At 75.5% G+C, this 24539-nt stretch carries 18 protein-coding genes and 2 pseudogenes; 11 read left to right on the top strand and 9 right to left on the bottom strand.

Annotated features, from left to right (window positions below):
- Positions 1-3: 3 nt before the first annotated feature.
- Positions 4-732: a monooxygenase gene (locus V6U79_RS16260; protein ID WP_334529837.1), complete on the bottom strand. Its 729-nt coding sequence runs from the start codon at positions 730-732 to the stop codon at positions 4-6.
- The gene (locus V6U79_RS16255) at positions 729-1217 is read right to left on the bottom strand and encodes a YbaK/EbsC family protein (protein WP_334529839.1); all 489 of its coding nucleotides are present in this window, start codon (positions 1215-1217) and stop codon (positions 729-731) included. Before V6U79_RS16255 ends, V6U79_RS16260 begins: the two co-directional genes overlap by 4 nt.
- A 501-nt stretch (positions 1218-1718) precedes the next feature.
- Here V6U79_RS16255 and V6U79_RS16250 point away from each other — a divergent pair.
- The 10 genes and pseudogenes from V6U79_RS16250 (at position 1719) to V6U79_RS16210 (ending at position 12331) form a co-directional block, all read left to right on the top strand.
- A complete protein-coding gene (locus V6U79_RS16250; RefSeq protein ID WP_334529841.1) occupies positions 1719-2168 on the top strand; it encodes an SAV_6107 family HEPN domain-containing protein in 450 nt (149 codons plus the stop codon).
- Positions 2169-2269: 101 nt separating this feature from the next.
- Positions 2270-2998 carry a DnaE2-dependent mutagenesis accessory factor ImuA' gene (gene imuA', locus V6U79_RS16245; RefSeq protein ID WP_334529843.1) on the top strand — a complete coding sequence of 243 codons (729 nt, stop codon included), beginning with the start codon at positions 2270-2272 and terminating at the stop codon, positions 2996-2998.
- An 11-nt stretch (positions 2999-3009) separates the two neighbouring features.
- A pseudogene (locus V6U79_RS16240) lies at positions 3010-4251 on the top strand (DNA polymerase Y family protein); the annotation flags it as partial.
- 174 nt (positions 4252-4425) lie between these two features.
- Positions 4426-4758, top strand: a pseudogene (locus tag V6U79_RS29810) (DNA polymerase Y family protein); the annotation flags it as partial.
- Positions 4759-4839: 81 nt separating this feature from the next.
- Positions 4840-8250: an error-prone DNA polymerase gene (locus V6U79_RS16235; protein ID WP_334529848.1), complete on the top strand. Its 3411-nt coding sequence runs from the start codon at positions 4840-4842 to the stop codon at positions 8248-8250.
- 96 nt (positions 8251-8346) lie between these two features.
- The gene (locus V6U79_RS16230) at positions 8347-8526 is read left to right on the top strand and encodes a hypothetical protein (RefSeq protein ID WP_334529850.1); all 180 of its coding nucleotides are present in this window, start codon (positions 8347-8349) and stop codon (positions 8524-8526) included.
- Between the two features lie 48 nt (positions 8527-8574).
- Positions 8575-9342, top strand: a complete 768-nt coding sequence (locus tag V6U79_RS16225; protein ID WP_334529852.1) for a methyltransferase domain-containing protein — start codon at positions 8575-8577, stop codon at positions 9340-9342.
- A complete protein-coding gene (locus tag V6U79_RS16220; RefSeq protein ID WP_334529855.1) occupies positions 9339-10517 on the top strand; it encodes an alkaline phosphatase family protein in 1179 nt (392 codons plus the stop codon). Before V6U79_RS16225 ends, V6U79_RS16220 begins: the two co-directional genes overlap by 4 nt.
- 37 nt (positions 10518-10554) lie before the next feature.
- The gene (locus V6U79_RS16215) at positions 10555-11817 is read left to right on the top strand and encodes a DNA polymerase IV (RefSeq protein WP_334529858.1); all 1263 of its coding nucleotides are present in this window, start codon (positions 10555-10557) and stop codon (positions 11815-11817) included.
- Positions 11818-11932: 115 nt separating this feature from the next.
- Complete coding sequence (locus tag V6U79_RS16210) at positions 11933-12331, top strand: SCO2097 family morphological protein (protein ID WP_334529861.1); 399 nt, start codon at positions 11933-11935, stop codon at positions 12329-12331.
- Between the two features lie 284 nt (positions 12332-12615).
- Here the strand turns inward: V6U79_RS16210 and V6U79_RS16205 are convergent, their stop codons facing one another.
- Genes V6U79_RS16205 through V6U79_RS16195 form a run of 3 tightly spaced genes read right to left on the bottom strand, consistent with a single transcriptional unit; the run spans position 12616 to position 17462 of the window.
- The gene (locus tag V6U79_RS16205; RefSeq protein WP_334529863.1) at positions 12616-15093 is read right to left on the bottom strand and encodes a transglutaminase TgpA family protein; all 2478 of its coding nucleotides are present in this window, start codon (positions 15091-15093) and stop codon (positions 12616-12618) included.
- A 16-nt stretch (positions 15094-15109) separates the two neighbouring features.
- Positions 15110-16408, bottom strand: coding sequence for a DUF58 domain-containing protein (locus tag V6U79_RS16200; protein WP_334529866.1), 1299 nt, complete (start codon positions 16406-16408; stop codon positions 15110-15112).
- Position 16409: 1 nt separating this feature from the next.
- Positions 16410-17462, bottom strand: a complete 1053-nt coding sequence (locus tag V6U79_RS16195) for an AAA family ATPase (protein ID WP_334529869.1) — start codon at positions 17460-17462, stop codon at positions 16410-16412.
- Positions 17463-17881: 419 nt separating this feature from the next.
- Here V6U79_RS16195 and leuS point away from each other — a divergent pair, with 419 nt between their 5' ends.
- Positions 17882-20722, top strand: a complete 2841-nt coding sequence (leuS, locus tag V6U79_RS16190; RefSeq protein ID WP_334615106.1) for a leucine--tRNA ligase — start codon at positions 17882-17884, stop codon at positions 20720-20722.
- A 242-nt stretch (positions 20723-20964) separates the two neighbouring features.
- Here leuS and V6U79_RS16185 read toward each other — a convergent pair whose 3' ends face one another.
- The 4 genes from V6U79_RS16185 to V6U79_RS16170 are packed head-to-tail and all read right to left on the bottom strand — an operon-like array spanning position 20965 to position 24431.
- Positions 20965-21783, bottom strand: coding sequence for a phosphotransferase (locus tag V6U79_RS16185; protein WP_334615105.1), 819 nt, complete (start codon positions 21781-21783; stop codon positions 20965-20967).
- Positions 21780-22475, bottom strand: coding sequence for a TVP38/TMEM64 family protein (locus V6U79_RS16180; RefSeq protein ID WP_334529878.1), 696 nt, complete (start codon positions 22473-22475; stop codon positions 21780-21782). Before V6U79_RS16180 ends, V6U79_RS16185 begins: the two co-directional genes overlap by 4 nt.
- Positions 22472-23194 carry a type 1 glutamine amidotransferase gene (locus V6U79_RS16175; RefSeq protein WP_334529880.1) on the bottom strand — a complete coding sequence of 241 codons (723 nt, stop codon included), beginning with the start codon at positions 23192-23194 and terminating at the stop codon, positions 22472-22474. The genes V6U79_RS16180 and V6U79_RS16175 overlap by 4 nt, the downstream gene beginning before the upstream one ends.
- On the bottom strand, positions 23184-24431 hold the full coding sequence (locus V6U79_RS16170) for a MurT ligase domain-containing protein (protein WP_334615160.1): 1248 nt from the start codon (positions 24429-24431) through the stop codon (positions 23184-23186). The genes V6U79_RS16175 and V6U79_RS16170 overlap by 11 nt, the downstream gene beginning before the upstream one ends.
- Positions 24432-24539: the final 108 nt, after the last annotated feature.

Below are 24539 nucleotides of genomic sequence, written 5' to 3'. Positions count from 1 at the left end.
CTCTCACCGTTGCCCGTCGCCGTCGGCGACCCATCCCAGCACCGCCCGGTCACCGACCACGTCGCGCACCTCGAACCGCGCGAAGAGTTCCTCCGCGTACCACCCTTCGGTGGGGGTGCGCGTGATCGCGGCGCGGTGCTCCGGGTGACGGTACGCGAACGCCACCAGGTCCGTCGGGTCGCGCCACACGCTGACGGTGCCCTGCCAGCCCAGCGGGGCCTCGCCCACGCCGAACCGGGCGAGCAGGCCCGGCGCGGAGCGCAGCGCGCCGGCCACCGGTGGGACGGCCTTCCAGAAGGTGGCCGCCCGGTGGGGGCGCAGCCGGGCCCGGGTCAGCGCCAGCACCGGCCCGTCGACCCGGCCGCCCGGCGGGTCGCCGAACGGGCGCTGCCCGGACCACTCGCCCCGGCTGGTCACCGGACGCAGGTCGACCCGGACGCCGGCGTGGGCGATCCGGGCCCAGGCCCGGCCGACCGGGGAGGCGTCGAAGCCTTCGGCGGCGGCGGGGGAGTCCCACACGGTCAGCGCGGCCCACCGGGTGAGGTCGGCGTCGCCGGGGCCGAAGCCGGTGCCGGTCCCGGTGCCCAGCAGCTTGCCGAACCGTACGCCGGGGGTGGCGCGCAGCCGGCGCGGGTCGAGCGCCATCCGGGTCAGGGCCCGGGGCAGGGCGGCCCGGGAGATCCGCCACACGTGCAGGGTGACCAGCTCGGGAACGCCGTCGGGCCGGTTCACGCCACCTCGGTCGGGTCGCCGCCGGTGATCCGCAGCAGATCCGCGTACGTGGTGGGGAAGACCGCCTGCGGCACCCCGCCGGCCGCCCAGATCTCGTCGTACCCCTGTAGTGCCGTGTCGACCAGGGTGCGCAGCGGGCGGGGGTGGCCCACCGGGGCGACGCCGCCGATCACCTGGCCGGTGTGCTCCCGGACGAACTCGGGGGTGGCCCGGCGCAGCCGGGTGAATCCGAGGGTGGCGGCCAGTTCGGCGGTGTCCACCCGGTGCGCGCCGGAGGTCAGCACCAGCAGCGGGGCCCCGTCGGCCTCGAAGACCAGCGAGTTGGCGATGGCGCCGACGTCGACGCCGAGCGCCCCGGCGGCCGCGGCCGCGGTGTGGACCGCCTCGGGCAGCAGGCGGACCACGCTCGGCGCGCCGGCGCCGTCGCGCGCGTCCGCACCGGCCAGGGCCGCCTGCACCGCCCGTACGTTCGGGTGTGGCTGCATGCCCCCATTCTTCCCGGTACGCCTCCGGCCGGTGGAGCCGACCACGTCGGTGGGCGTGGCGCGGCTGCGGTGGTTCGGGGGGCGGGGAATCCGCTCCCGGCACGCCGTACGCCACACGTTGCGTTTTCGTCGGGGGCAGGGTGTACTGTCAGGGCAGTTAGAACGAGTGTTCGATTGAGTCGTACGCCCGTTCCAACTACCCGGAAGAGGTGTTTCGCGGCGCCGGCTTCCGGAGGGTGCGGTTTCGCGGACCGCACCGGGTGTCGGGCAGTCGCGAGCCCGGTCCCGTCAAGGCAGGATCGTCGTCCGCCGCCCACGACCCCCGGGCGGCGGACGACGGACCCGCCGGTTCGCCGGCCGGGTGTGGTGTGGGGAAGCGTCCACACCCGGCCGGCCCCCACCTGGTGCGTCTTCCTCCGCACCACCCGCTCCGGGCGCTCCGCCGGTGGAACTCCTCCGCCGCACGTCGCGCCCCGACCCGGTCACGCGGAGGAGACAGTCATGCCGACCAACCCGGCCCAGGCACCGACGGTGCCGGCGCACGTGCTGCCGCACCGCACCCCGGCCCAGCTCCTCGCGGTGGCCCGGCACGGGCTCGCCGAGGCCGCCCGGACCCGCCCCGACGGGCTGCGCTACGCCGCCGCCCACCTCGCCGCCCTGCGCGCCGCCGCGGCCCTGCTCGCCGCCCGCGCCCGCCCGGCGCCCGCCCGACGTCACCGGATCACCAGCGTCTGGGTGCTGCTCTCCACGGTCGCCCCCGAGCTCGACGAGTGGTCCCGTCACTTCGCCGCCGGCGCCGGCAAGCGGGCCGCCGCCGAGGCGGGGATACCCCGGGTGGTGAGCGCCCGCGAGGCCGACGACCTGCTCCGGGCGTCCGAGCAGTTCGTCTCGGTGGTGGAGACCGCGCTCGGCCTGGCCCACCAACCCACCTTCGACGGCCTCGCCGCCTGACCCGGAGCACGCCCGGGTCCCCGCCGGGCAGCGCCCCGGTGAGTCCATCCGCTCCAGCAGCGGGCACCTGATCCAGCACGACACGACGGGGGGTAGGTCCGATGGCGGGCCGCATGGTGGTCGGTTCCGCCGCACTGGCCGGTCTGGTGCGCCCGGCGAGCGCGCCGGATCCGGCGGGCGCTCACCGGGTCCTCCCGGTGGCCCCAGAGCTGACCGGCCTGCTGCCCAACCGCGGGCTGCGCCGGGGCAGCACGATCGCGGTCTCCGCCGGCCAGCCCCGGCACAGCGGTACCACCTCCCTGGTCCTCGCCCTGCTCGCCGAGGCGTCCCGGGCCGGCTCCTGGTGCGCGGTGGTCGGGGTGCCCACCTTCGGGGCGGGCGCGGCCGCCGAGGTCGGCATCGCGCTGGACCGGCTCGCCCTCGTGCCGGATCCGGGCCCGGAGTGGCCCACCGTCGTCGCCGCGCTGATCGACGGGGTGGACGTGGTGGTGGCCGCCGTGCCGCACACCGTCTCCGCCTCGGTCGCCGAGCGGCTGGCCGCCCGGGCCCGGCAGCGCGGCAGCGTGTTCGTGCCGTACGGCCGGTGGGACCGCGCGGACGTCACGCTCCAGGTGGTCCGGGGGGCCTGGGAGGGGCTCGGGTCGGGCCGGGGCCGGCTGCGCCGCCGCGAGGTGACCGTGTCCGCCCGCGGCCGTGGGGCGGCCGCCCGCCCCAAGGAGATCAAGGTCTGGCTGCCCGGCGACGGGCTCACCCGGGTCATCCCGCGCCCGGCCGCGTCCCCGGTCGGCCGGTCCCGGCGGGGCGCGCTCACCCTGGTCGGGTCGGCGTGACCGGCGCCCCGGTGCGCACCCTGCTGCTCTGGTGCCCGGACTGGCCGGTCATCGCCGCCGAGATCGCCGACGGGGTGCCCGCCACCGGCCCGGTTGCGGTGCTGCACGCCAACCGGGTGGTGGCCTGCTCCGAGCGGGCCCGCGCCGAGGGGGTGCGGCGAGGGCTGCGCCGGCGGGAGGCGCAGGGGCGTTGCCCGCAACTGACCGTCGTCGACCACGACCCCGCGCGGGACGCCCGGGCGTTCGAACCGGTGGTCGCCGCCGTCGAGGAGGTCGTCGCCGGGGTCGAGGTGGTCCGCCCCGGCGCGTGCGCGGTGGCCGCCCGCGGCCCCGCCCGCTACCTCGGCGGGGAGGAGGCGGCCGCCGAGCGGATCGTCGAACAGGTGGCCCAGGCCTGCGCGGTGGAGAGCCAGGTGGGGATCGCCGACGGGGTCTTCGCCGCCGGGCTCGCCGCCCGCGACGGTCGGGTCGTACCCCCCGGCGGGACGCCGGAGTTCCTCGCCGGGCTGCCGGTCGAGGCGATCGGCCGGCCGGCTCTGGCCGACCTGCTGCGCCGGCTCGGGGTGCGTACCCTCGGCGACTTCGCGGCGCTGCCCGCCGGCGACGTGCTGGCCCGGTTCGGGTTCGACGGCGCGCTCGCCCACCGGCTCGCCGCCGGCCGGGACGACCGGCCGCTGGCCGTCCGGCAGCCCCCGGTCGACCTGGCGGTGACCGCCGACCACGACGAGCCGCTCGACCGGGTCGACGCCGCCGCCTTCGCCGCCCGCGCGCTCGCCGAGCAGCTGCACGACCGGCTCGCCGCGTACGGGCTGGCCTGCACCCGGCTCGGCATCGAGGCGGTCACCGCGCACGGCCAGGAGCTGCACCGGGTCTGGCGGCACGACGGCCTGCTCACCGCCGCGGCCATCGCCGACCGGGTTCGCTGGCAGCTCGACGGTTGGCTCTCCGGCAGCACCGGTCGGGCCGGTGCCCGCCCGGCCCGACCGACCGCCGGCATCGTCCGCCTGCGGCTGGTCCCCGACGGGGTGCTGGCCCGGTCCGGGCTCCAGCCGGGCCTGTGGGGCGAGGCGGGTGAGGAGCGGGAACGGGCGCACCGGGCGTTGAGCCGGGTGCAGGGCATCCTCGGCCCCGAGTCGGTGGTCACCGCAGTGCTCGGCGGCGGCCGTTCCCCGGCCGACCAGACGCGGCTGGTCCCGTGGGGCGACGAGCGGCTCCCCGCCCGTCCCGGCCCGCCACCGCTGCCGGGCGAGCCGGCCGCCGGCGGTGCCGCCGGCAGCACCCCGGTCGCCGGTGGCGCCGGCGTCGGCCGGGCCGACGGTGCCGGTGGTGCTGGCCGGATCGGTGGTGCTGGCCGGGCCGGTGGTGTCGGCCGGGTCGCCGGTGGCGCCGGTGGCGCTGGTGGGGCCGGTGGCGTGGGCCGGGGTGACGGCGTTCCGCCGTGGCCGGGCCGGCTGCCGCCGCCCGCGCCGGCCGTGGTGCTGCGCAGCCCGCTCGCCGCGACCGTGCACGACGCCGCCGGCGAGCCGGTCGTGGTCACCGCGCGGCTGGCGGTGAGCGCCGCGCCGGCCCGGCTCACCGTCGGCACCGCCCGGCCGGCGGAGATCGTCGGCTGGGTCGGCCCGTGGCCGGTGGACGAGCGGTGGTGGGCCCCGGCCGAGGCCCGGCGCCGGGCCCGGTTCCAGGTCTGCCTGGCCGACGGCGCCGCGCTGCTGCTGGCGGTCGAGGCCGGCCAGTGGCTGGTGGAGGCGATCTATGACTGAGCACTCCGGCCGCACCCCGGCACCGGGCGTGCGTCCGCCGTCACTCCCCGCCTCGGCCAGCACCGGTGGGGGAGCGGTCCGGTGAGTTTCCACAATCCGAAGCTGCCCTGGTCGGAGTTGGAGCGGGTGCTCTCCGGCCGGTCCGGCGACGGTCGGTCCGGCGACGGCAGGTCCGGCGGCGGACGGTCGCGGGAGGGGCGGTCGCGCGAGGAGCGGCACCTGCACGTGGTGGACCCGCTCGCCGTCGACGCCGACGGCGGCGACTCCCCGGCCTGGAGCCGCCGGCGCGCCCAGTACCAACCGCCCGAGCTGACCCGCGCCGACGGCACGGTCCCCTACGCCGAGCTGCACGCACACTCCAACTTCAGCTTCCTCGACGGCGCCAGCCACCCGGAGGAGCTGGCCGAGGAGGCCGCCCGGCTGGGGCTGACCGCGCTCGCCGTCACCGACCACGACGGCTTCTACGGTGTGGTCCGATTCGCCGAGGCGGCCCGGTCCCTGCACCTGCCGACCATCTTCGGCGCCGAGCTCTCCCTCGGGCTGCCCGGCCCGCAGAACGGCGAACCCGACCCGCTCGGGCGGCACCTGCTGGTGCTCGCCCACGGGCACGAGGGGTACGCCCGCCTCGCCGCCACGATCTCCCGCGCCCAGCTACGCGGTGGCGAGAAGGGCCGCCCGGTCTACGGGGAGCTGGAGGAGGTGGCTGCCGAGCTGCGCGACCACGTGCTGGTGCTCACCGGCTGCCGCAAGGGGCACGTGCCGGCGGCGCTGCTCACCGAGGGGGTGGACGCGGCGGCCCGCGAGCTGGACCGGCTGACCGCGCTCTTCGGCGCGGAGACGGTGGCGGTGGAGCTGACCGACCACGGGCACCCGGTCGACGCCGACCGCAACGACGCCCTCGCCGAGCTGGCCGCCACCGCCGGGCTGCCCACGGTGGCCACCAACAACGTGCACTACGCCACCCCGGGTCGGCGGCGGCTCGCCACCACCCTGGCCGCGGTGCGGGCCCGACGCAGCCTCGACGAGATCGACGGCTGGCTGCCCGCCGCCGCCACCGCCCACCTGCGCAGCGGCGCGGAGATGGCGGCCCGGTTCGCCGCGTACCCGGGCTCGGTGGCCCGGGCCGCGGAGTTCGGCGCCGAGCTCGCCTTCGACCTCCAGCTCGTCGCGCCGCAGCTGCCGGCGTACCCGGTGCCGCCGGGACACACCGAGATGAGCTGGCTGCGCCGGCTCACCATGGACGGCGCCCGGGAGCGGTACGGCCCGCCCGAGGCGCACCCGGAGGCGTACGCGCAGCTGGAACACGAGCTGCGGATGATCGAGGAGCTGGGCTTCCCCGGCTACTTCCTGGTGGTCTACGACATCGTCACGTTCTGCCGCGAGCAGGACATCTACTGCCAGGGTCGGGGCTCGGCGGCGAACTCGGCGGTCTGCTACGCGCTGCGGATCACCAACGTGGACGCCGTCCGGCACCGGTTGCTCTTCGAGCGTTTCCTCGCCCCCGAGCGGGACGGCCCGCCCGACATCGACGTGGACATCGAGTCCGACCGCCGGGAGGAGGTGATCCAGCACGTCTACGCCCGGTACGGCCGGGAGCACACCGCCCAGGTCGCCAACGTCATCTCCTACCGGCCCCGGTCGGCGGTGCGGGACGTGGCCAAGGCGTTCGGTTTCTCCCCCGGCCAGCAGGACGCCTGGAGCAAGCAGATCGACCGCTGGGGCTCGATCGCCTCGGTCGACGTGGCGGACATCCCCGAGCAGGTCGTCGAGTACGCCAACGAGTTGCAGACCTTCCCCCGGCACCTGGGCATCCACTCCGGCGGCATGGTGATCTGCGACCGGCCGGTGATCGAGGTCTGCCCGGTGGAGTGGGGGCGGATGCCCGGGCGCAGCGTGCTCCAGTGGGACAAGGACGACTGCGCCGCGGTCGGCCTGGTCAAGTTCGACCTGCTCGGCCTCGGCATGCTCTCCGCGCTGCACTACGGCTACGACATGATCGGGATGACCCTCGACCTGGGCGACATGACGCTGGACGACCCCGAGGTCTACGACATGCTCTGCCGGGCCGACTCGGTCGGGGTGTTCCAGGTGGAGAGCCGCGCCCAGATGGCGACCCTGCCGCGGCTCAAGCCCCGCGAGTTCTACGACCTGGTGGTCGAGGTGGCGTTGATCCGGCCCGGCCCGATCCAGGGCGGCTCGGTGCACCCGTACATCCGGCGCAAGAACGGCCAGGAGCCGGTGACGTACGCGCATCCGCTGATGCGCAACGCGCTGGAGAAGACCCTCGGCGTGCCGCTGTTCCAGGAGCAGCTCATGCAGCTGGCGATCGACCTGGCCGGCTTCGACGCGGCCGGGGCCGACCAGCTGCGCCGGGCGATGGGGGCCAAGCGCTCGGTCGAGCGGATGGCGCAGATCGCCGACCGGCTCTACGCCGGGATGGCCGAGCGGGGCATCACCGGTGAGCTGGCCGACGACGTCTACCGCAAGCTCACCGCGTTCGCCAGCTACGGCTTCCCGGAGAGCCACGCGATGAGCTTCGCCTACCTGGTCTACGCCAGCTCCTGGCTCAAGCGCTACCACCCGGCGCCGTTCCTGGCCGCGCTGCTCAACGCCCAGCCGATGGGCTTCTACTCCCCGCAGACCCTGGTCGACGACGCCCGCCGGCACGGCGTCGAGGTACGCCGGCCGGACGTCAACGCCAGCGGCGCCAAGGCGGTGCTGGAGTCGACCCCGGAGACCCGGTGGGGCAGCCGGCCGGGGGAGCCACCGCACGCCTGGGGGCTGGGCGGCCCCGCGGTCCGGTTGGGGCTGGGCAGCGTACGTACCCTCGGCGAGGACGTGGCCGAGCGGATCGAGGCGGAGCGGGCGGCACACGGGCCGTACCGGGACATGCCGGACCTGGCCCGCCGGGTCGGTCTCACCGCCGCGCAGCTGGAGGCGCTGGCCACCGCGGACGCCTTCGCCTGCTTCGGGCTGACCCGGCGGCAGGCGCTCTGGGCCGCCGGTGCGGCGGCCCAGGACCGGCCGGGCCGGCTGCCCGGCACGGTGACCGGCACGGCCGCGCCCACCCTGCCGGGGTTGGAGGCGGTGGACCGGCTGGTCGCCGACGTCTGGGCGACCGGCCTGTCGCCGGAGAGCCACCCCGCCCGGTTCATCCGGGACCGGCTCGACGCCCTGGGCGCGGTGCCGATCGACCGGCTCGGCCGGGTGGAGCCGGGCCGGCGGATCCGGGTCGGCGGGATCGTCACCCACCGGCAGCGACCGGCGACCGCGGGCGGGGTCACCTTCCTCAACCTGGAGGACGAGACCGGCATGCTCAACGTCACCTGCTCCCCGGGCCTGTGGCAGCGCTACCGCCGGGTCGCCCGCACCAGCGTGGCACTGGTGGTCCGGGGCCGGTTGCACCGGCACGAGGGGGTCACCAGCCTCACCGCCGACCGGCTGGACGCGATCGAGCCGCCGGTCAGCCCGGCGTCCCGGGATTTCCGCTGACCCGAGTGATCCACATTACGGTTTTCGAGGGCGGAAGGCGGGACACTTCGAGGTCGTGCGGGCAGAGTGGCCCGCTCGCCGCAAGGGGGAAGACCAGTGACGGGGAACAGCACCTACACCGGTGGCGTGGCGAACGCCCGCCGCACCCGACTGGGCGCCGGTTGGACGCCGGCGCACGACGCCGAGCCGCGCGAGTACCAGGTGACCGACGGTCCGGTGGCGAACGCCCAGCGCTCGCGCGCCGAGGAGGACCCCGCCGGCGGCGGCGAGTCCTGACGTACCGGCCGAAGTCCACCCACGCCAGCGGGGGGTCGGGTGGCGCGGGTGACTAGGCTCGACCGGGTGGAGCAGACCCGAGGCCGGTTCACCGGGCCGCCGCTGACCCCCCGTACCGCTGTCATCTGGTCGGTCCTCGCCGCGGAGCTGGACCGACGCCCCGGCGACGAGTTGACCGTGCTCGACGTGGGCGGCGGCACCGGCGGTTTCGCCGTGCCGCTCGCCCAGGCCGGGCACCGGGTCACCGTGGTCGACGCCAGCCCGGACGCGCTCGCCGCGCTGACCCGCCGGGCCGCCGAGGCCGGGGTCGCCGACCGGGTCCGCGCCGTGCAGGGCGACGGCGACGCGATGGCCGGGCTGGTCGAGCCGGCCGGCGCCGACCTGGTCCTCTGCCACTCGGTGCTGGAGGTGGTCGACGACCCCGCACCGGTGGTGGCCGCGCTGGCCACCGCGCTGCGTCCCGGTGGGGCGGCGAGCGTGCTGGTCGCCGGGCGGGCCGCCGCGGTGCTGGGCCGGGCGATGAACGGCCACCTGGACGTGGCCGCCGCCCTCGCCGCCGCCCCGGACGGCTCCGCCGGGCCGCGGGACACGCTGCGCCGCCGCTTCGACGCCGACGGCGCCGCCGCGCTGCTGCGCGCCGCCGGGCTCACCGTGGAGGAGATCCACGGGGTACGCGTCCTCGCCGACCTGCTCCCCGCCGCGGTGGCCGACGGCCAGCCGGGCGCCCTGGTCGAGCTGGAACGGGCGCTGGCCGCCCGGTCGCCGTACCGGGACCTCGCCGCCCAGCTGCACCTGTTCGCCCGCCGCCCGGCATGACCGGCGTGCCGGGGCCGGACGGGCCGCGCGGACCGCTGGCGGTGGTCCCGCCGCGCTACGGCGGCGGCAGCCTGGCCGACGTGCTGCCCAGCGCGCTCGCGGTGCTCGGCGTCCCCGGCGCCGCCGACCTGCTCGGGTTGACCTCCCGGCTGGCCGGGGTACGCCGGATCGCCGTCCTGCTCGTCGACGGCCTCGGCTGGTACCAGATCCCGACCGCCGCCCCGTACGCGCCGACCCTGGCCGGGCTGGCCGCCACGGTCGGCCGGCCGCTGACCTCGGGTTTCCCGTCCACCACCCCGACCAGCCTGGTCAGCCTCGGCAGCGGCGCCGCGCCCGGGGCGCACGGCGTGCTCGGGTTCACCGTCCGGGTCCCCGGCACCGAGCGGGTGCTCAACCACATCGAGTGGACCGGCGACCCGGAGCCGCTGCGCTGGCAGCCGGTGCGGACCCAGTTCGAGCGGGCCCGCGCCGCCGGGGTGGCGGTGACGGTGGTGAGCCGCCCGGAGTACGCCGGCAGCGGGCTGACCCTGGCCGCCAACCGCGGCGGCGACTACCGGGGCGCCGCCGGGGTGGACGCCCTCGCCCGGACGATGCTCGCCGCGCTGTCCGCCGGTGCCGGACCCACCCTGGTCTCCGGCTACCACCCGGACCTGGACCGGCACGGGCACCTCACCGGGGTCGACTCGGCCCCGTGGCGGGTCGCCGCCGCCGAGGTGGACGTGCTGCTCACCCGGCTCGTCAACGGCCTGCCGCCGGACGCCGGGCTGCTGGTGACCGCGGACCACGGCCAGCTCGACGTGCCCGCCGCGCACCGCTTCGACCTGGACACCGACCTGCGGCTGCGGGCCGGGGTGCGGGTGGTGGCCGGCGAGCCCCGGGTGCGTTACCTGCACGTGGAGCCGGGCGCGGCGCCGGACGTGGTGGCCGCCTGGTCGGAGGTGCTCGGCGCGGCGGCCCGGGTCGAGACCCGGGAGGAGGCGGTCGCCGCCGGCCGGTTCGGTCCGGTGCCCGAGGAGCACCTGCGGCGCATCGGTGACGTGGTGGTCACCTGCCACGGCACGTACGCCGTGCTGGCCACCCGCTCGGAGCCGCCGGCGGTGTCCCGGCTGGTGGCGTACCACGGGGCGGACACCGCGGCCGAGATGACCATCCCGCTGCTGGTGGTCCGGGGCTGACCCGCCGGCTGTCGTACCGGGCGGCTAACCTGCGGGAATGGGTCGGAGCCAGTCGTTGCCGCGCGGCGGCGGCGACCCGCGTTTCGGGCCGGAGGCCGACGACACCGGCTGTCCGGTCCTGCACGTCGACATGGACGCCTTCTTCGCCTCGGTCGAGGTGCGGCGCCGTCCCGAGCTGCGCGGCCGGCCCGTGGTCGTCGGTGGGGTCGGGCCGCGCGGCGTGGTCAGCTCCGCCAGCTACGAGGCCCGCCGCTACGGCGTGCGCAGCGCCATGCCGACCATGCGGGCCCGGGCGCTCTGCCCGCACGCGGTCTACCTCCCGCCGGATTTCGCGCAGTACTCGGCGGCCTCCCGGGCGGTGATGCAGATCTTCCGGGACGTCACCCCGCTGGTCGAGCCGCTCTCCACGGACGAGGCGTTCCTCGACGTGGCCGGCGCCCGGCGGCTGTTCGGCTCGCCGGCCGCGATCGCCCGCCTGATCCGCGGCCGGGTGGCCGAGGAACAGGGGCTGACCTGCTCGGTGGGGGTGGCGCCGACCAAGTTCGTGGCCAAGCTCGGCTCGACCCGGGCCAAGCCGGACGGCCTGCTCGTGGTGCCGGCCGACCGGGTGCTGGAGTTCCTCCACCCGCTGCCGGTCGACGCGCTCTGGGGGGTGGGCGAGCGGTCGGCGGAGACGCTGCGCCGGCTCGGCCTGGCCACCGTCGGCGATCTCGCCCAGGCACCCTTCGGGATGCTCCGCAAGGCCGTCGGTGCCGCCTCCGCGACCCACCTGCACGAGCTGGCGTGGGGGCGGGACCCGCGGACGGTCAGCCCCGAGCACGTGGAGAAGTCGATCGGCGCCGAGGTGACCTTCGACGCGGACGTCGCTGACCCGCTGGAGATCCGCCGGGCGCTGCTCGCCCTCAGCGAGAAGGTCGGCGTCCGGCTGCGCCGGGCGGGGCAGGTGGGACGGACGATCTCGCTGAAGGTGCGGTTGACCGATTTTCGCACGGTCACCCGGTCCCGCACCCTCGGGGTGCCGACGGACGTGGCCCGGGAGATGTTCGACACGGTCTGGGGGCTCTACACCGCTCTCGACCCGGGGGAGCGGGTCCGGTTGGTGGGGGTGCGGGCGGAAGGGCTCAGCGGCTTGGCGGAGACGCCGCGCCAGTTGACCCTCGGCGCGCCCGAGCGCGGATGGCGGGAGGCGGAGGCCGCCGCGGACGCCGCGGCTGCCCGTTTCGGGCGGTCCGTCATAGGTCCGGCCAGTCTGCTCGGCAAACGTGACCCCCGTCGAAGCGAAAATCAACCCCGGCCGTAGGTCGTCCCGCTTTCCGACGCGCGACCCCCCTCGTAGACTTGGCGGTAAGCAGCCGGTTGGCTGCCACGGTCTGTCGGCCCGACCGGGCCGACCAACGTGACCGGGGAGGAGTGCCGTGCCGCTCTCGGAGCACGAGCAGCGGCTGTTCGAGCAGATCGAGCGGTCGCTTGCCGAGGACCCCAAATTCGCCTCGGCCGTGCGCGCCAGCGACCCGCGTTTCCATGCGCGGCGTCGTCTGCTCGTCGCTGCCGGCGTCGTCATCGTCGGCCTGGCCCTGTTGGTCTACGGCGCGGTGATCAAGACTCCGCCGCTGGCAGTGGCGGGGTTCGTGGTCATGCTGGCTGCGCTGGGCTACGCGGTGCAGTCGCAACGGCGGGCACAGTCACCCGACCTGCACGTGGTGGGTGGCACGACGAGTCGTCGTCGCCCGCGCGGGCGCGCGGGTGGTCGACGCCCGTCGCTGCTGGACCGCATGGAGGACCGGTGGCGGCAGCGCCCGGAGGGACACCGCTGAACGCCCGCCGTACCTGAGGACGGGCGTCACCGCGACGGCGGGCGCCGGACGAACTCCGGCCTCCTCCGTCGTATCACCGTGTCCGGCGCCGGCCGCCCGTCGTCTGATCGGCTCGACTCCACCCACCTGGCGGGCGTCCCGGGTCACGTGCCGTCGCGTCGGTGGACCGGCGTCCATCCGGTAAGCGGCGCCACGCGTCCCCGGCGCGGTGGGCGCCGTCGTCCCACACGGAAAAGGCCCGCCCGCCGACCGTGGGGTCGGACCGGCGGGCCGATCGTCCGGGATCAGGCGCGCCGGACGGCGCGGTCGGCCCACAGCCGGCGGGGGCTCCACCGCAGCAGCCGGTACCGGACCCGCCCGGCCGTCGTCACCAAGCGCGACGACGAGTCGCCCAGCGCCAGTCGCCAGCGCAGCAGCACCGACGGCGGCAGCACCGCCGCCAGGAACCGGGTCCGCCGGTCCGCCCGCGCGGCGAGGGCGCCCCGAACCGTCCGCAGCGCCGGGTGCAGCGGCTCTCCGGTCAGCGGGTCACGCGCGTAGCGGGCCCGCTCCTCGGCCCGGCCGAGCAGCCGGACCGCCGACGCCGACTCCGCGTCCTCGGCGACGGCCTCCCGGACCAGCCGCTCCGCGGTCGCCCGGGGCGTCTCCGTCCGGTCGACCGGCACCCGGTAGTCGACCAGGGTGTCGAGCAGTTCGTCCCAGGCGGCGTGGGCGTCGGCGCGGGCCCGGTCCGCGTCCGCCCCGACCACCACCATCGGGGTGGCCCCCACGATCGCGTCGACGTCGCCGGTCGCGGCCGGCGTGGGGACCGGGGTGGGCCGGCCGTGTCGCCGGCGCCGCAGCGCCGAGCGGCGCAGCGCGGGGAGCGCGAGCAGCGCCAGCAGGGCCAGCAGCGCACCGGCCGTCCACCAGGGCCAGGTCGGGGCGCGTTCCACCGGAGCGCCGGTGGTCGGGTCGAAGCCGGGGTCGATCTCCCGGTTGGCCGGGTCCGGTCGGTCCGGTCCCGCCGAGGCGGCCGGGTCGTCCGGGGTGGCCCCCGGCGCGGTCGTCCCCGAGGGCTCCGGGTCCGGCGCGTCGCTGTCCGGGGCCCACGCCGAGCGGGTGGAGCCCTGCACGCCGTACGCCGGGGTGGCGTCGAACGGCACCCAGCCCATGCCGTCGAAGTAGACCTCGGTCCAGGCGTGCAGGTTGCGGTTGGTCAGCACGGTCGCGTCGCCGTCGGAGGAGCTGCCGTTGGTGAACCCGAACGCCACCCGGGCCGGGATCCCGGCGGCGCGGACCAGCCACGCCATCGCCGCCGCGTACTGCTGGCAGTAGCCCACCTTGTTGGTGAGGAAGTCGACGATGTCCTCGCCGCTGGTCCCGCCCTTGGTGCTCAGCGAGTAGCTGAAGCCGTTCTCCCGGGAGAAGTAGTCGTAGATCGCCCGGACCGTGTCGTAGTCGTTCCGCTTGCCCTGGGTGAGCCGCTGCACCAGCAGCTCGACGTCCCGCACCAGCGGCCGCTGGGTCTGCTGCCGCTTGATCGGGTGCTCGGCCGGCAGCGACGGCGCCCCGCGCAGCGCCGCCGGCGTGTACGCCGAGCGGACGTAGTCGAACGAGTAGCGCTTGCCGCGGGAGTTGTCCCGGTTGGAGTAGACGACGCCGAGGCTCGGGTCGTAGAGCCAGTTGCCGCTGAGCCCGTCGGTGTTGACCGGGTCGGAGTAGACCGGCAGGTACGGCATGTTCAGGCTCTTCGTCACCTCGACCGTGGCCCGGTAGGTCTGCTGCTGCACCCCGCGCCGCGCCTGCTCGGGCAGGTCCCGGTTGGCCGGCCGGCCGTTCGGCGGGCGGACCCGGAAGCCGTCCGGCCGCAGCTCGTCGGCGACGCCGAAACGGAGGTAGAACGGGTTCGGCTCGTTCGTGGTGACCTTGACGACGTCGGTCACCTCGGACTGGTTCAACTGACCGCTGAGCGCGGCGAAGAGGTCGATCCGGCCCGGGCCGCCCCCCTGCCCCGGGCGCCCGTTGCCGGTGCCCTCGCCGGCGGTGGTGAACCGGTCGAGCAGGCCGCCGGTCATCCCCGGCACCGCCAGCGGCACCACCACGGCCAGCGCCACACCGACCACCGCCAGCCGCCGGCCGGCCGCCGCCAGCGGGGAGGACTCCCAGACGTCCACGTCCCGGCCCTCGCCGGTGAACCGGCGTCCGAACCGGCGTACCCGGTCGACGTTGTCGGTGACCAGCAGCCAGAGGTAGCCGGCGGCGCCGATCACGAACGGCAGCGCGGGGACGTCCTCCACGTACACCGCCACCGGGACCGAGTAGATCGCCAGCATGGGCAGGCCGGCCAGCGCCGGGCGGCGCAGCCCGACCGCCAGCACGTCGACCAGCACCGCCACCCCGCCCACGCCGAGCACGGTGATGAACAGCAGCGGGGTGGTGTCCGGCACCTCGACGCCGTAGGCGCGCATGTCCTGCAGGGACCCCTGGAGCAGGTCGCCGAAGTGGACCAGGGTGTCCGGGGTGGGCAGGAAGGCGAACAGCTCGGTGCCGCCGGGGAAGAGCCAGGTCAGGGCGAGCAGCAGGCCGGCCAGCATGCCCAGCACCTGGCCCCAGAGCGGGGCCCGGAGCAGCCGGGTGAGCGCGGCGACGCCGCCCACCACCGCCACCGCGATGGCGGACTGGATCAGCCAGGTCCAGCGCTCGAAGATCGACGACAGCGGCGCCGCGGCGAGCAGAGTCGCCGCGGCGGCCACGAAGCCGAGGTTCCGGGACGCGATCACGACGCCACCCTTCCCGTCATCGGACACCACCGGCCACCGTCTCGGCGAGCGCCGCGCGCAGCGCGAAACCCTGCGAGCCCCGGGCCGCCTGCGGCCACAGCGCCGGCAGCCGGCCGCCGTGGTCCACGCCGATCACCCGCCAGCCGCCCTGTAGCAGGGCCAGCGCCGCGGCGCCGTGCGCGTGCTCCGCCTCGGCCCGGGCCTTCTCCGGCAGGTTGAGCCAACTGGAGCTGTCCAGCAGGAAACCCACGCAGGTGGCGCCGTTGCCCCGCAACCCGGCCAGCAGCTCCGCCTCGGCGATGCTCAGCGAGCCGAGCAGCGCGATGATCAGCCCGCCGTCGGCGCGCTGCCGGACCTGCTGCACCAGGCTGGCGACCCCGCCGTGCTTGTCCAGCCGTACGTCGGCGAGGTGGTCGAGGAGCAGGCCGTCGCCGGCCCCCTCGGTGGCGTCGACGTCGGCGCCGGACCCGGTGACCAGGCGCAGCTTGTAGCCGGCCTGGCGCAGGTGCACGGCGACGCTCGCGGCGGCGGAGACCGCCCACTCGAAGCTCGCCGTGGGGCCGTCGCCGCGGTGCCCGTACGCCCGGGTGTCCAGCACCACGGTGGCCCGGCTCTCCCAGGGCTGCTCCTCGCGCCGGACCATCAGCTCGCCGGTGCGGGCGGTGGACTTCCAGTGCACCCGGCGCAGGTCGTCGCCGCGGCGGTACTCGCGGGTGGCGGCGTCGTCCTCACCGTGCACGGCCACCGACCGGGCCCGGCTGTCGCCGCTGCCCGCGTACTCGCCGGGCAGCCGCACCGAGGGCAGCGGGGTGACCTGCGGGATGACGGTGAGGTGGTCGGTGCTGGGGAACGCGCGGGTCAGCTCGCACAGCCCGAACGGGTCGGTCAGCCGGACCACCAGCGGGCCCACCTCGTAGCGGCCCCGCACGTCGGCGCGGACGGTGTACGCCACCGAGCTGGCCTGGTGCGCGCCGAGCCGCTCCAGCACCACCCGGGGGCGGCTGCCCAGCGCGTACGGCAGCCGGTCCTCCAGCAGCAGGGTGCCGGTGGGCAGCCGGGAGAGGTTCTGCAGTCGCAGCACCACCCGGGAGCTGGCGCCGACCGGCACCCGGTGCGGCTCCAGCGAGCGGTTGCAGGCGAGCTTGTAGCGGCTGCGCCCGACGTAGAGCGCGGCGATCAGCGGCAGGACGGCGAGCAGCACGGCCACCCGCAGCAGGTCCCGCTCGCCGAGGATGCCGGCGGAGACGGCGGCCGCGACGGCGGCCGCCAGGAAGGAACGACCACGGGTGGTCAGGCCGCGCAGCCCGTCACGCACCTCACGGCCTCCGCGGCTCGAACGGTGGGCGGCCGTTGCCGGCGGCGGGCCGGGCGTCGTGCGGGGCGCGCTTGCGGTCGTGCGGCAGCGCCAGCCGGTGCACCAGCTCGGAGACGATCGCGTCGGTGGTGCGCCGGGCCAGCTGGGCCTCGGCGGTCGGGATGATCCGGTGCGCCAGCACCGGCACCGCGAGCGCCTGGAGGTCGTCGGGGAGCACGTAGTCCCGGCCCTCCAGGGCGGCCACCGCGCGGGCGGTGCGCAGCAGCTGCAGGGTGGCCCGGGGGGAGGCGCCGAGGCGCAGGTCCGGCGCCTCGCGGGTGGCGGTGACCAGGTCGACGGCGTACTGCTTGACCGCGTCGGCGACGTGCACCTGGCGGACCGTGGAGATCAACCGGCGCACCGTGTCGGCGTCGGAGACCGGCCGCAGCTCCTGGAGCGGGTCGGCGGCGCCGTGACCGTCCAGCATGGCCAACTCGGCGCCCGGGTCCGGGTAGCCCATCGCGATGCGCGCGGTGAAGCGGTCGCGCTGCGCCTCGGGGAGGGGGTAGGTGCCCTCCATCTCGATCGGGTTCTGGGTGGCGATCACCATGAACGGCGTCTGGAGCTGGTAGGTCACGCCGTCGACGGTGACCTGGCGCTCCTCCATGCACTCCAGCAGCGCGGACTGGGTCTTCGGCGAGGCGCGGTTGATCTCGTCGCCGACGACCAGGTTGGCGAAGACCGCGCCCGGGCGGAACTCGAAGTCGTGCGTCTCCTGGTTGTAGACGCTGACCCCGGTGACGTCGCTGGGCAGCAGGTCGGGGGTGAACTGGATGCGGCGCACCGAGCAGTCGATCGAACGGGCCAGGGCCTTGGCCAGCTTGGTCTTGCCGACGCCGGGCACGTCCTCGATGAGCAGGTGCCCCTCGGCGAGCAGGACGGCCAGGGCGAGGCGCACGGTAGCGGTCTTGCCCTCGATGACCTGCTCGATGTTGGTCACGATGGCTTCGCTGGCGGCGCGGAACTCGTCGTGCGGCAGCAGGCCGCCCACCTCGTCCCAGGTCTGTTGTGTCACGGGCCTCCTCCTCGTCGCCGAACGGCATCTCTGTCAAGAGCACCTGGACCCGCCGTAGGGTTCGCGACGTCGAGCCACGTCTGCCGCAGGAATCTCACTGGCCTCTCAGGCTAACCATGTTTGTCGTGATCGCCGACCCCCGCAGGCAGTCGGTCGGTTACGCCCGAATATTCGTCAAGTCGGGGGACGACGCCCGTGCCGTCGCGCTCACCGCAAGTGATCACCGCGCGGGAAAGGGGCGACCTGACGGTCCGGTCGGCGGGGTACACTGCCGGTCATGGCCGGAGTGTTCCTGCTTCTTACCGGGCCGTGCTGATGCGCTGACGCGCGACAGCACGGCGGCCCCTCCTGTGCGAGGGGCTTTTTTGTGCCCGCAGCAGAGCTCCCCATATCCGACATGACCGCGCCAAGGAGACGCCATGAGTGAGGCAGCCGCACCGGCGGGCGACATTCCCCCGTACCGGTACACCGCGGCCCTGGCCGACGAGATCGAGCGCCGGTGGCAGGACACCTGGGCGCGGGAGGGCACCTTCCACGCCCCGAACCCGACCGGCCCGCTGGCCGACCCGGGTCACCCGCGTTTCGGCGCGGAGAAGCTGTACGTACTGGACATGTTCCCGTACCCGTCGGGCGCGGGCCTGCACGTCGGCCACCCGCTGGGCTACATCGGCACCGACTGCTTCGCCCGCTACCAGCGGATGGCCGGGCGCAACGTGCTGCACGCGATGGGCTTCGACGCGTTCGGCCTGCCCGCCGAGCAGTACGCGGTGCAGACCGGCACCCACCCGCGGACCACCACGGTGGCCAACATCGAGCGGTACAAGGAGCAGCTGCGCCGGCTGGGCCTGGCCCACGACGAGCGGCGCTCGGTGGCCACCATCGACACCGACTTCTACCGCTGGACCCAGTGGATCTTCCTGCAGGTCTTCAACTCCTGGTACGACCGCGACGCGCGCCGGGCCCGCCCGATCGCCGAGCTGGTCGCCGAGTTCGCCGGCGGCACCCGACCCACCCCGGACGGCCGCCCGTGGGCCGAGCTGACCGAGGCCGAGCGGCGGCAGGTCGTCGACGACCACCGGCTGGCGTACGTCTCCCAGGCGCCGGTGAACTGGTGCCCCGGGCTGGGCACGGTGCTGGCCAACGAGGAGGTCACCGCCGACGGCCGCTCCGAGCGGGGCAACTTCCCGGTCTTCAAGCGCAACCTGAAGCAGTGGATGATGCGGATCACCGCCTACGGTGACCGGCTGCTGGACGACCTGGACGCGCTGGACTGGCCGGAGCCGATCAAGCTGATGCAGCGCAACTGGATCGGCCGGTCCCAGGGCGCGCACATCGACTTCCCGACCGACCGGGAGCCGATCCGGGTGTTCACGACCCGGCCCGACACCGTCTTCGGCGCCACCTACATGGTGCTGGCCCCCGAGCACGAGCTGGTCGACGCGCTGGTGCCGGCCGCGTGGCCGGAGGGGACCAGGGAGGTCTGGACCGGCGGGCACGCCAACCCGCGCGCCGCCGTCGAGGCGTACCGGAAGGCGGCGGCGGCCAAGACCGACGTCGAGCGGCAGGCCGACACCAAGGAGAAGACCGGCGTCTTCGTCGGGGCGTACGCCACCAACCCGGTCACTGGCGGGCAGATCCCGATCTTCATCGCCGACTACGTGCTGGCCGGCTACGGCACCGGCGCGATCATGGCGGTGCCCGCCCAGGACGAGCGGGACTGGGCGTTCGCCGAGGTCTTCGAGCTGCCGATCGTGCGTACGGTGCAGCCGTCGGAGGGCTTCGACGGCAAGGCGTACACCGGGGACGGGCCGGCGATCAACAGCGCCGCGCCCGACCGCGGCCTGGACCTGAACGGCCTGGGGGTCACCGACGCCAAGGCGCGGATCATCGAGTGGCTGGAGGCCAACGGGCACGGCGCCGGCGCGGTGACCTACCGGCTGCGCGACTGGCTGTTCTCCCGGCAGCGTTACTGGGGCGAGCCGTTCCCCATCGTCTACGACGAGACCGGGGCGGCGATCGCGCTGCCGGAGGAGATGCTGCCGGTCGAGCTGCCCGAGGTGGACGACTTCTCACCGAAGACGTTCGACCCGGACGACGCCGACAGCAACCCGGAGACGCCGCTGTCGCGCCGCCGGGACTGGGTCGAGGTCGAGCTGGACCTGGGTGACGGGCCGAAGCGCTACACCCGCGAGACCAACGTGATGCCGCAGTGGGCCGGCTCCTGCTGGTACGAGCTGCGCTACCTGGACCCGACGAACCCGGACCGGTTCGTCGACGCGGAGAACGAGCGGTACTGGATGGGTCCGCGCGGCGAGGGCGACTGCGGGGGCACCGACCTGTACGTCGGCGGCGCCGAGCACGCCGTGCTGCACCTGCTGTACGCGCGCTTCTGGCACAAGGTGCTGTACGACCTGGGCCACGTCTCGTCGGTCGAGCCGTTCCGCAAGCTGTTCAACCAGGGCTACATTCAGGCGTACGCGTACACCGACGCCCGGGGCGCCTACGTGCCGGCCGAGGAGGTGACCGAGCGCGACGGCGGCTTCTACCTGGGCGACACCCAGGTCAAGCGCGAGTACGGCAAGATGGGCAAGTCCCTGAGGAACGTCGTCACCCCCGACGAGATGTGCGCCGCGTACGGCGCGGACACGTTCCGGGTCTACGAGATGTCGATGGGCCCGCTGGAGGTGTCCCGCCCGTGGGAGACCCGGGCGGTGGTCGGGTCGTACCGGTTCCTGCAGCGGGTCTGGCGGGCGGTCGTCGATGAGCAGACCGGCGCGCTGCGGGTCACCGACGCCCCGGCCGACGAGGCCACCCGGCGGCTGCTGCACAAGGTGGTCGACGGGGTCCGCGGCGACATGGAGGCGATCCGGTTCAACACCGCGATCGCCAAGCTGATCGAGCTGACCAACGGGCTGACCCGGCTGGCGGAGACCCCGCGCGAGGTGGCCGAGCCGCTGGTGCTGATGCTGGCGCCGTTCGCCCCGCACGTGGCCGAGGAGCTGTGGCGGCGGCTGGGGCACGAGACCTCGCTGACGTACGCGGACTTCCCGGTCGCCGACCCGGCGCTGCTGGTCGCCGAGACGGTGACGTACCCGGTGCAGATCAACGGCAAGGTCCGCGGCCGGATCGAGGTCGCGGCCGACACGTCCGAGGAGGACGTGCGCGCGGCGGCGCTGGAGGCGGTCGCGTCCGCGCTGGCCGGCAAGGAGCCCCGCAAGGTCATCGTGGTGAAGGGCCGGATGGTCTCGGTCGTCGCCTGACCTCGCGTCCGTTTCCACCGGAGGCGCATCCCCGTCGGGGGTGCGCCTCCGGTCGTTCGGGGGCCGGTACCCGCGGCTCAGGGGTCGCGGCGGACGATCAGGCGGCGTGGACCGTCCGGGAGCCGACGACCGGGGCCGGGACGGGGTCCACCGGCGGCGTGCCGCGGCAGCGCGCGCATGCTGGTCCATCCGTCGGAGTGACCGACCCGGCCCGCAGCCGGCGGCCGGCGGTTCGGAGGGCCTCAGGCGCGGAGGGTCGACTCCACGGTTCGCCGGTGGGTGCGCAGCCACTCCTGCCAACGGCGTATCCCGTCGACCGCGCCGGCCGCGCGCAGCCGACGCATGCCGGGCTCGTCGCGGTCGGCGCCGGCGTCGATGCCCCGCCAGGTGGCCTCGATCTGGTCGAGCATGACCGGCACCAGTTCACCCCGGGCGAGGGGCGTCCCGGCCGGTCCGGCGGCGGCCGCGTCGTAGGCGGCGCAGAGCAGCCGGCAGCGCCGGCCCAGCTCGGCCGGGTCGGCGCCGTCGCCCAGCTCACCCCAGTGCCAGGCGGCGAACGCCACGTCGTCGATCCGACGGCCCGGCGCGGCGAGGTCCCAGTCCAGGAACGCCACCGGCAGCAGCCCGGCGGGGGAGTCCCGGTACACCGTGTTCTTCGGCGACAGGTCGCGGTGGCAGACCGTCTCCGCGCCGCCGGCCAGGTCGCTGCCGGCGCAGGCGTCGTGCAGGGCGCGGATCAGCTCGGCCAGCCGGGTCAGCGCGGCGTCGGAGAAGAAGGCCCGATCCTCCCGCTCCCGCCACGGCACCCGCCCGTCGAGGTGGCTGAGCACCTGCCGGCCCCGCTCGTCGGTGCCGAGGTGGCGGGGCGCCAGGTCGGCGCCGGCCCGTTCCAGGTGTGCCAGCAGGGCGGTGACGAACGCGGCGTTCGCCGGGGGAGTACGGCGGACCGTGTCGCCGACGCGGACCACCTCGGCGATGAACCCGCCGGCCAGCAGCTCCTCGACGACCGGCCGGGTTCCGGCCGTCCCGGTCCGGGGCGGCGGCCGGTGCCCACCCGTCACGGTCGCGGCTCCGTCACCTCGAGCCGGCGCTGCCGTTCGGTACGCCACCAGCGGTGCACCAGCACCACGCTGGCGATCAGGCCGAGGCCGGCGGGGGCGGCGGCGTACCAGTTGACGGTGCCGGGGGAGCTGACCGCGGCGCCGATCGCGGCGTAGCCGAAGGCCGTCGGCGCGGACGCGATCACGCTGCCGACCAGGAACGGCAGCGCCCGCGCGCCGGTGGTGCCGTAGCCGTAGCTGACCAGTCCGAAGCCGGCGATCGGCAGCAGCCGTACGGTGACCACGCCGAGCACGCTCTGCCGGGCGAACCAGCCGTCGAGGCGGGCCAGCCGGCCGCGGACCCGCTCGGCGACGAACTCCCGGCCGAGCACCCGGCCGACCGCGAAGCCGATCGCCGCGGCGAGCAGCGCCGCGCCGAGCGCGTACGCGGCCCCTTCGAGGGGGCCGAAGATGGCGCCCGAGGCGAGCGTGACGAAGGTACGGGGCACCAGTGCGACGAGCAGCAGGGCCCCGGTCACGATCGCCGCCACCGGGGCGTAGCCGCCGAGGGAGTCGGCCAGGTGGGGCAGCTGCCCCGGGTCGGGCCGGGGCGTCACCAGCAGCAGCACCCCGAACCCGGCGAGCAGGAGCAGCAGCAGGGCGAACCGTCGCGCCGACGGCTGCCCGAGCAGCCGTCGGACGACGGGGATCATGCCCGGGCGGCGGCGGCCACCGCGGCGCGGCGCTCGGACCGGAGCCGTTCGGCCCAGGTGTCGTCCAGCGGCGGGAGCTGGTGCACGCCGGTGGCCCAGCGCAGCAGCAGGTCGGCCAGCGCGGGGTTGCGGGCCAGCGCCGGGCCGTGCGAGTACGTGCCGAGCAGCTTGCCGCGCCAGGCCCCCTCGGTGGCGCCGTCGTTGCCGACCCCGGCGGTGACCCGGGCCAGCGGGGACACCCCGGGCCCGAGGTGGGTACGGCCGCCGTGGTTCTCGAACCCGGTGAGCGCCGGCACGCCGAGCCGTGGGTCGATCTCCCCGGCCAGCTCGCCGACGGCCCGGGTCGGACCCCGGTCGGAGGAGAGGTCGAGCAGCTCCAGCCCGGCGCACCGGGTGCCCTTGGCGAAGAAGGAGGTGCCGAGGAGCTGGTAGCCGGCGCAGACGCCGAAGACCACCGAGCCCTGCGCGACGGCCCGGTGCAGGCCGCCGTCGGCGAGCAGCCGCTGGGCGCCGAGCGCCTGCGGGCCGTCCTCGCCGCCGCCGATCAGGTAGATGTCGGCGGTGGCGGGGAGCCGCTGGTCGGAGCGGACCTCCATCACCTCGACCGGCATTCCGCGCAGCTGCGCCCGGCGGGCCAGGATCAGCATGTTGCCCCGGTCGCCGTAGGTGGAGAGCAGGTCGGGGTAGATCCAGACGATACGCAGGCTCTCAGTTGACACGGTCCAACTCCGCTCGGATGTCCTGGAAGGCGGTGTAGTTCGCGATGACCTCCAGCCGGCCCGGCGGAACCGCCCGGACGGCCTCGTCGAACGTCCGGACGTGCTGGAACGGCACGCCGTTGACGTCGAGCCGGACGGCCAGGTCGTACGCCCGGTCGCCGGTGATCAGCACCTGCCGCCCGCGCAGCGGCGCGAAGTCGACGTCGAAGAGCCAGGAGGTGTCCAGCCCGTCGGGGTCGCGGGCGTTGATGGAGAGCAGCGTCGGCGCGAGGTCCGCCATGTCGAACGCCTCCAGCCAGCTGGCCGGGTTCTTCGCCAGCAGCAGCCGGATGTTGCGCCCGTCCCGGTCGACCTGGGCGTAGCGGCCGGCGACCGAGGTGACGCTGCCCAGCCGGGACACCGCGTCGACGGGGCGTACGCCGAACTCGGCGGCGACGGCCAGCGCGGTGGCCGCGTTGCCGAGGTTGACCTTGCCGGGCAGCTGGAGCTGCACCTTGTGCCAGGCGCCGGTCGGGTCGAGGACGCCGTCGTCCTCCACCGTCCACTGTGGTTCGGGGCGGCGCAGCGGGCAGCCGGTGCACCACCACTGCTCGCCGGAGCGCTGGATGGTGGAGCCGCACTCGGGGCAGACCCAGGAGTCGTCGTGCCAGCGCTGGCCGGCGCTGAACCAGGTGACGTGCGGCGGGCGGATGCCGTTGGCCGGGTCGCCGGGCGGGGTGGCCGCCCAGACCACCATCGGGTCGTCGGCGTTGGCCACCACCCGCACGTCGGTGTGCCGGACCAGCGCGGCGCGCCAGAGCTGCGCCATCATGGCGACCTCCTTGGCCCGGTCGAGCTGGTCGCGGGAGAGGTTGAGCAGCGCCACGACGTGCGGCTCGGTCGCCTCCAGCACCTGCGCGAGGTAGTGCTCGTCGACCTCCAGCACCGCGTACGGGGTGCTGCCGGCCTTGGCCAGGGCCGAGGTGTGGCCGGTCGGCATGTTGGCGCCGAAGGAGTTGGTGGCGACCCGGCCGAGCACGCCGACGGCGGCGGCGGTGAGCCGGGTGGTGGTGGTCTTTCCGTTGGTCCCGGAGACCAGCGCGATGGCGCGGCCCGCCGAGAGATGCGCCAGCAGGTCGGGGTCGATCTTCAGCCCGATCCAGCCGCCGATCACCGAACCGTCGCCCCGGCCGGCGGCCCGCGACAGCGCCGCGGCCGTCCGCGACACGGAGCTGGCCACAATTGCCCGCAAGGGCATCTTCGCGTCCGTCACCCGAGCGAGGTTACCGGACCCCCGGGTACGCCAGATCGCCGCCGAGGGTGAACCGTTCGGGCGGGGTGGGTCGGGTGTCCGGTCCGGGGCGGC

The organism is Micromonospora psammae (genome assembly GCF_036902725.1).
Lineage (GTDB): Bacteria > Actinomycetota > Actinomycetes > Mycobacteriales > Micromonosporaceae > Micromonospora.
This window is presented reverse-complemented; position numbering and strand designations above follow the sequence as displayed.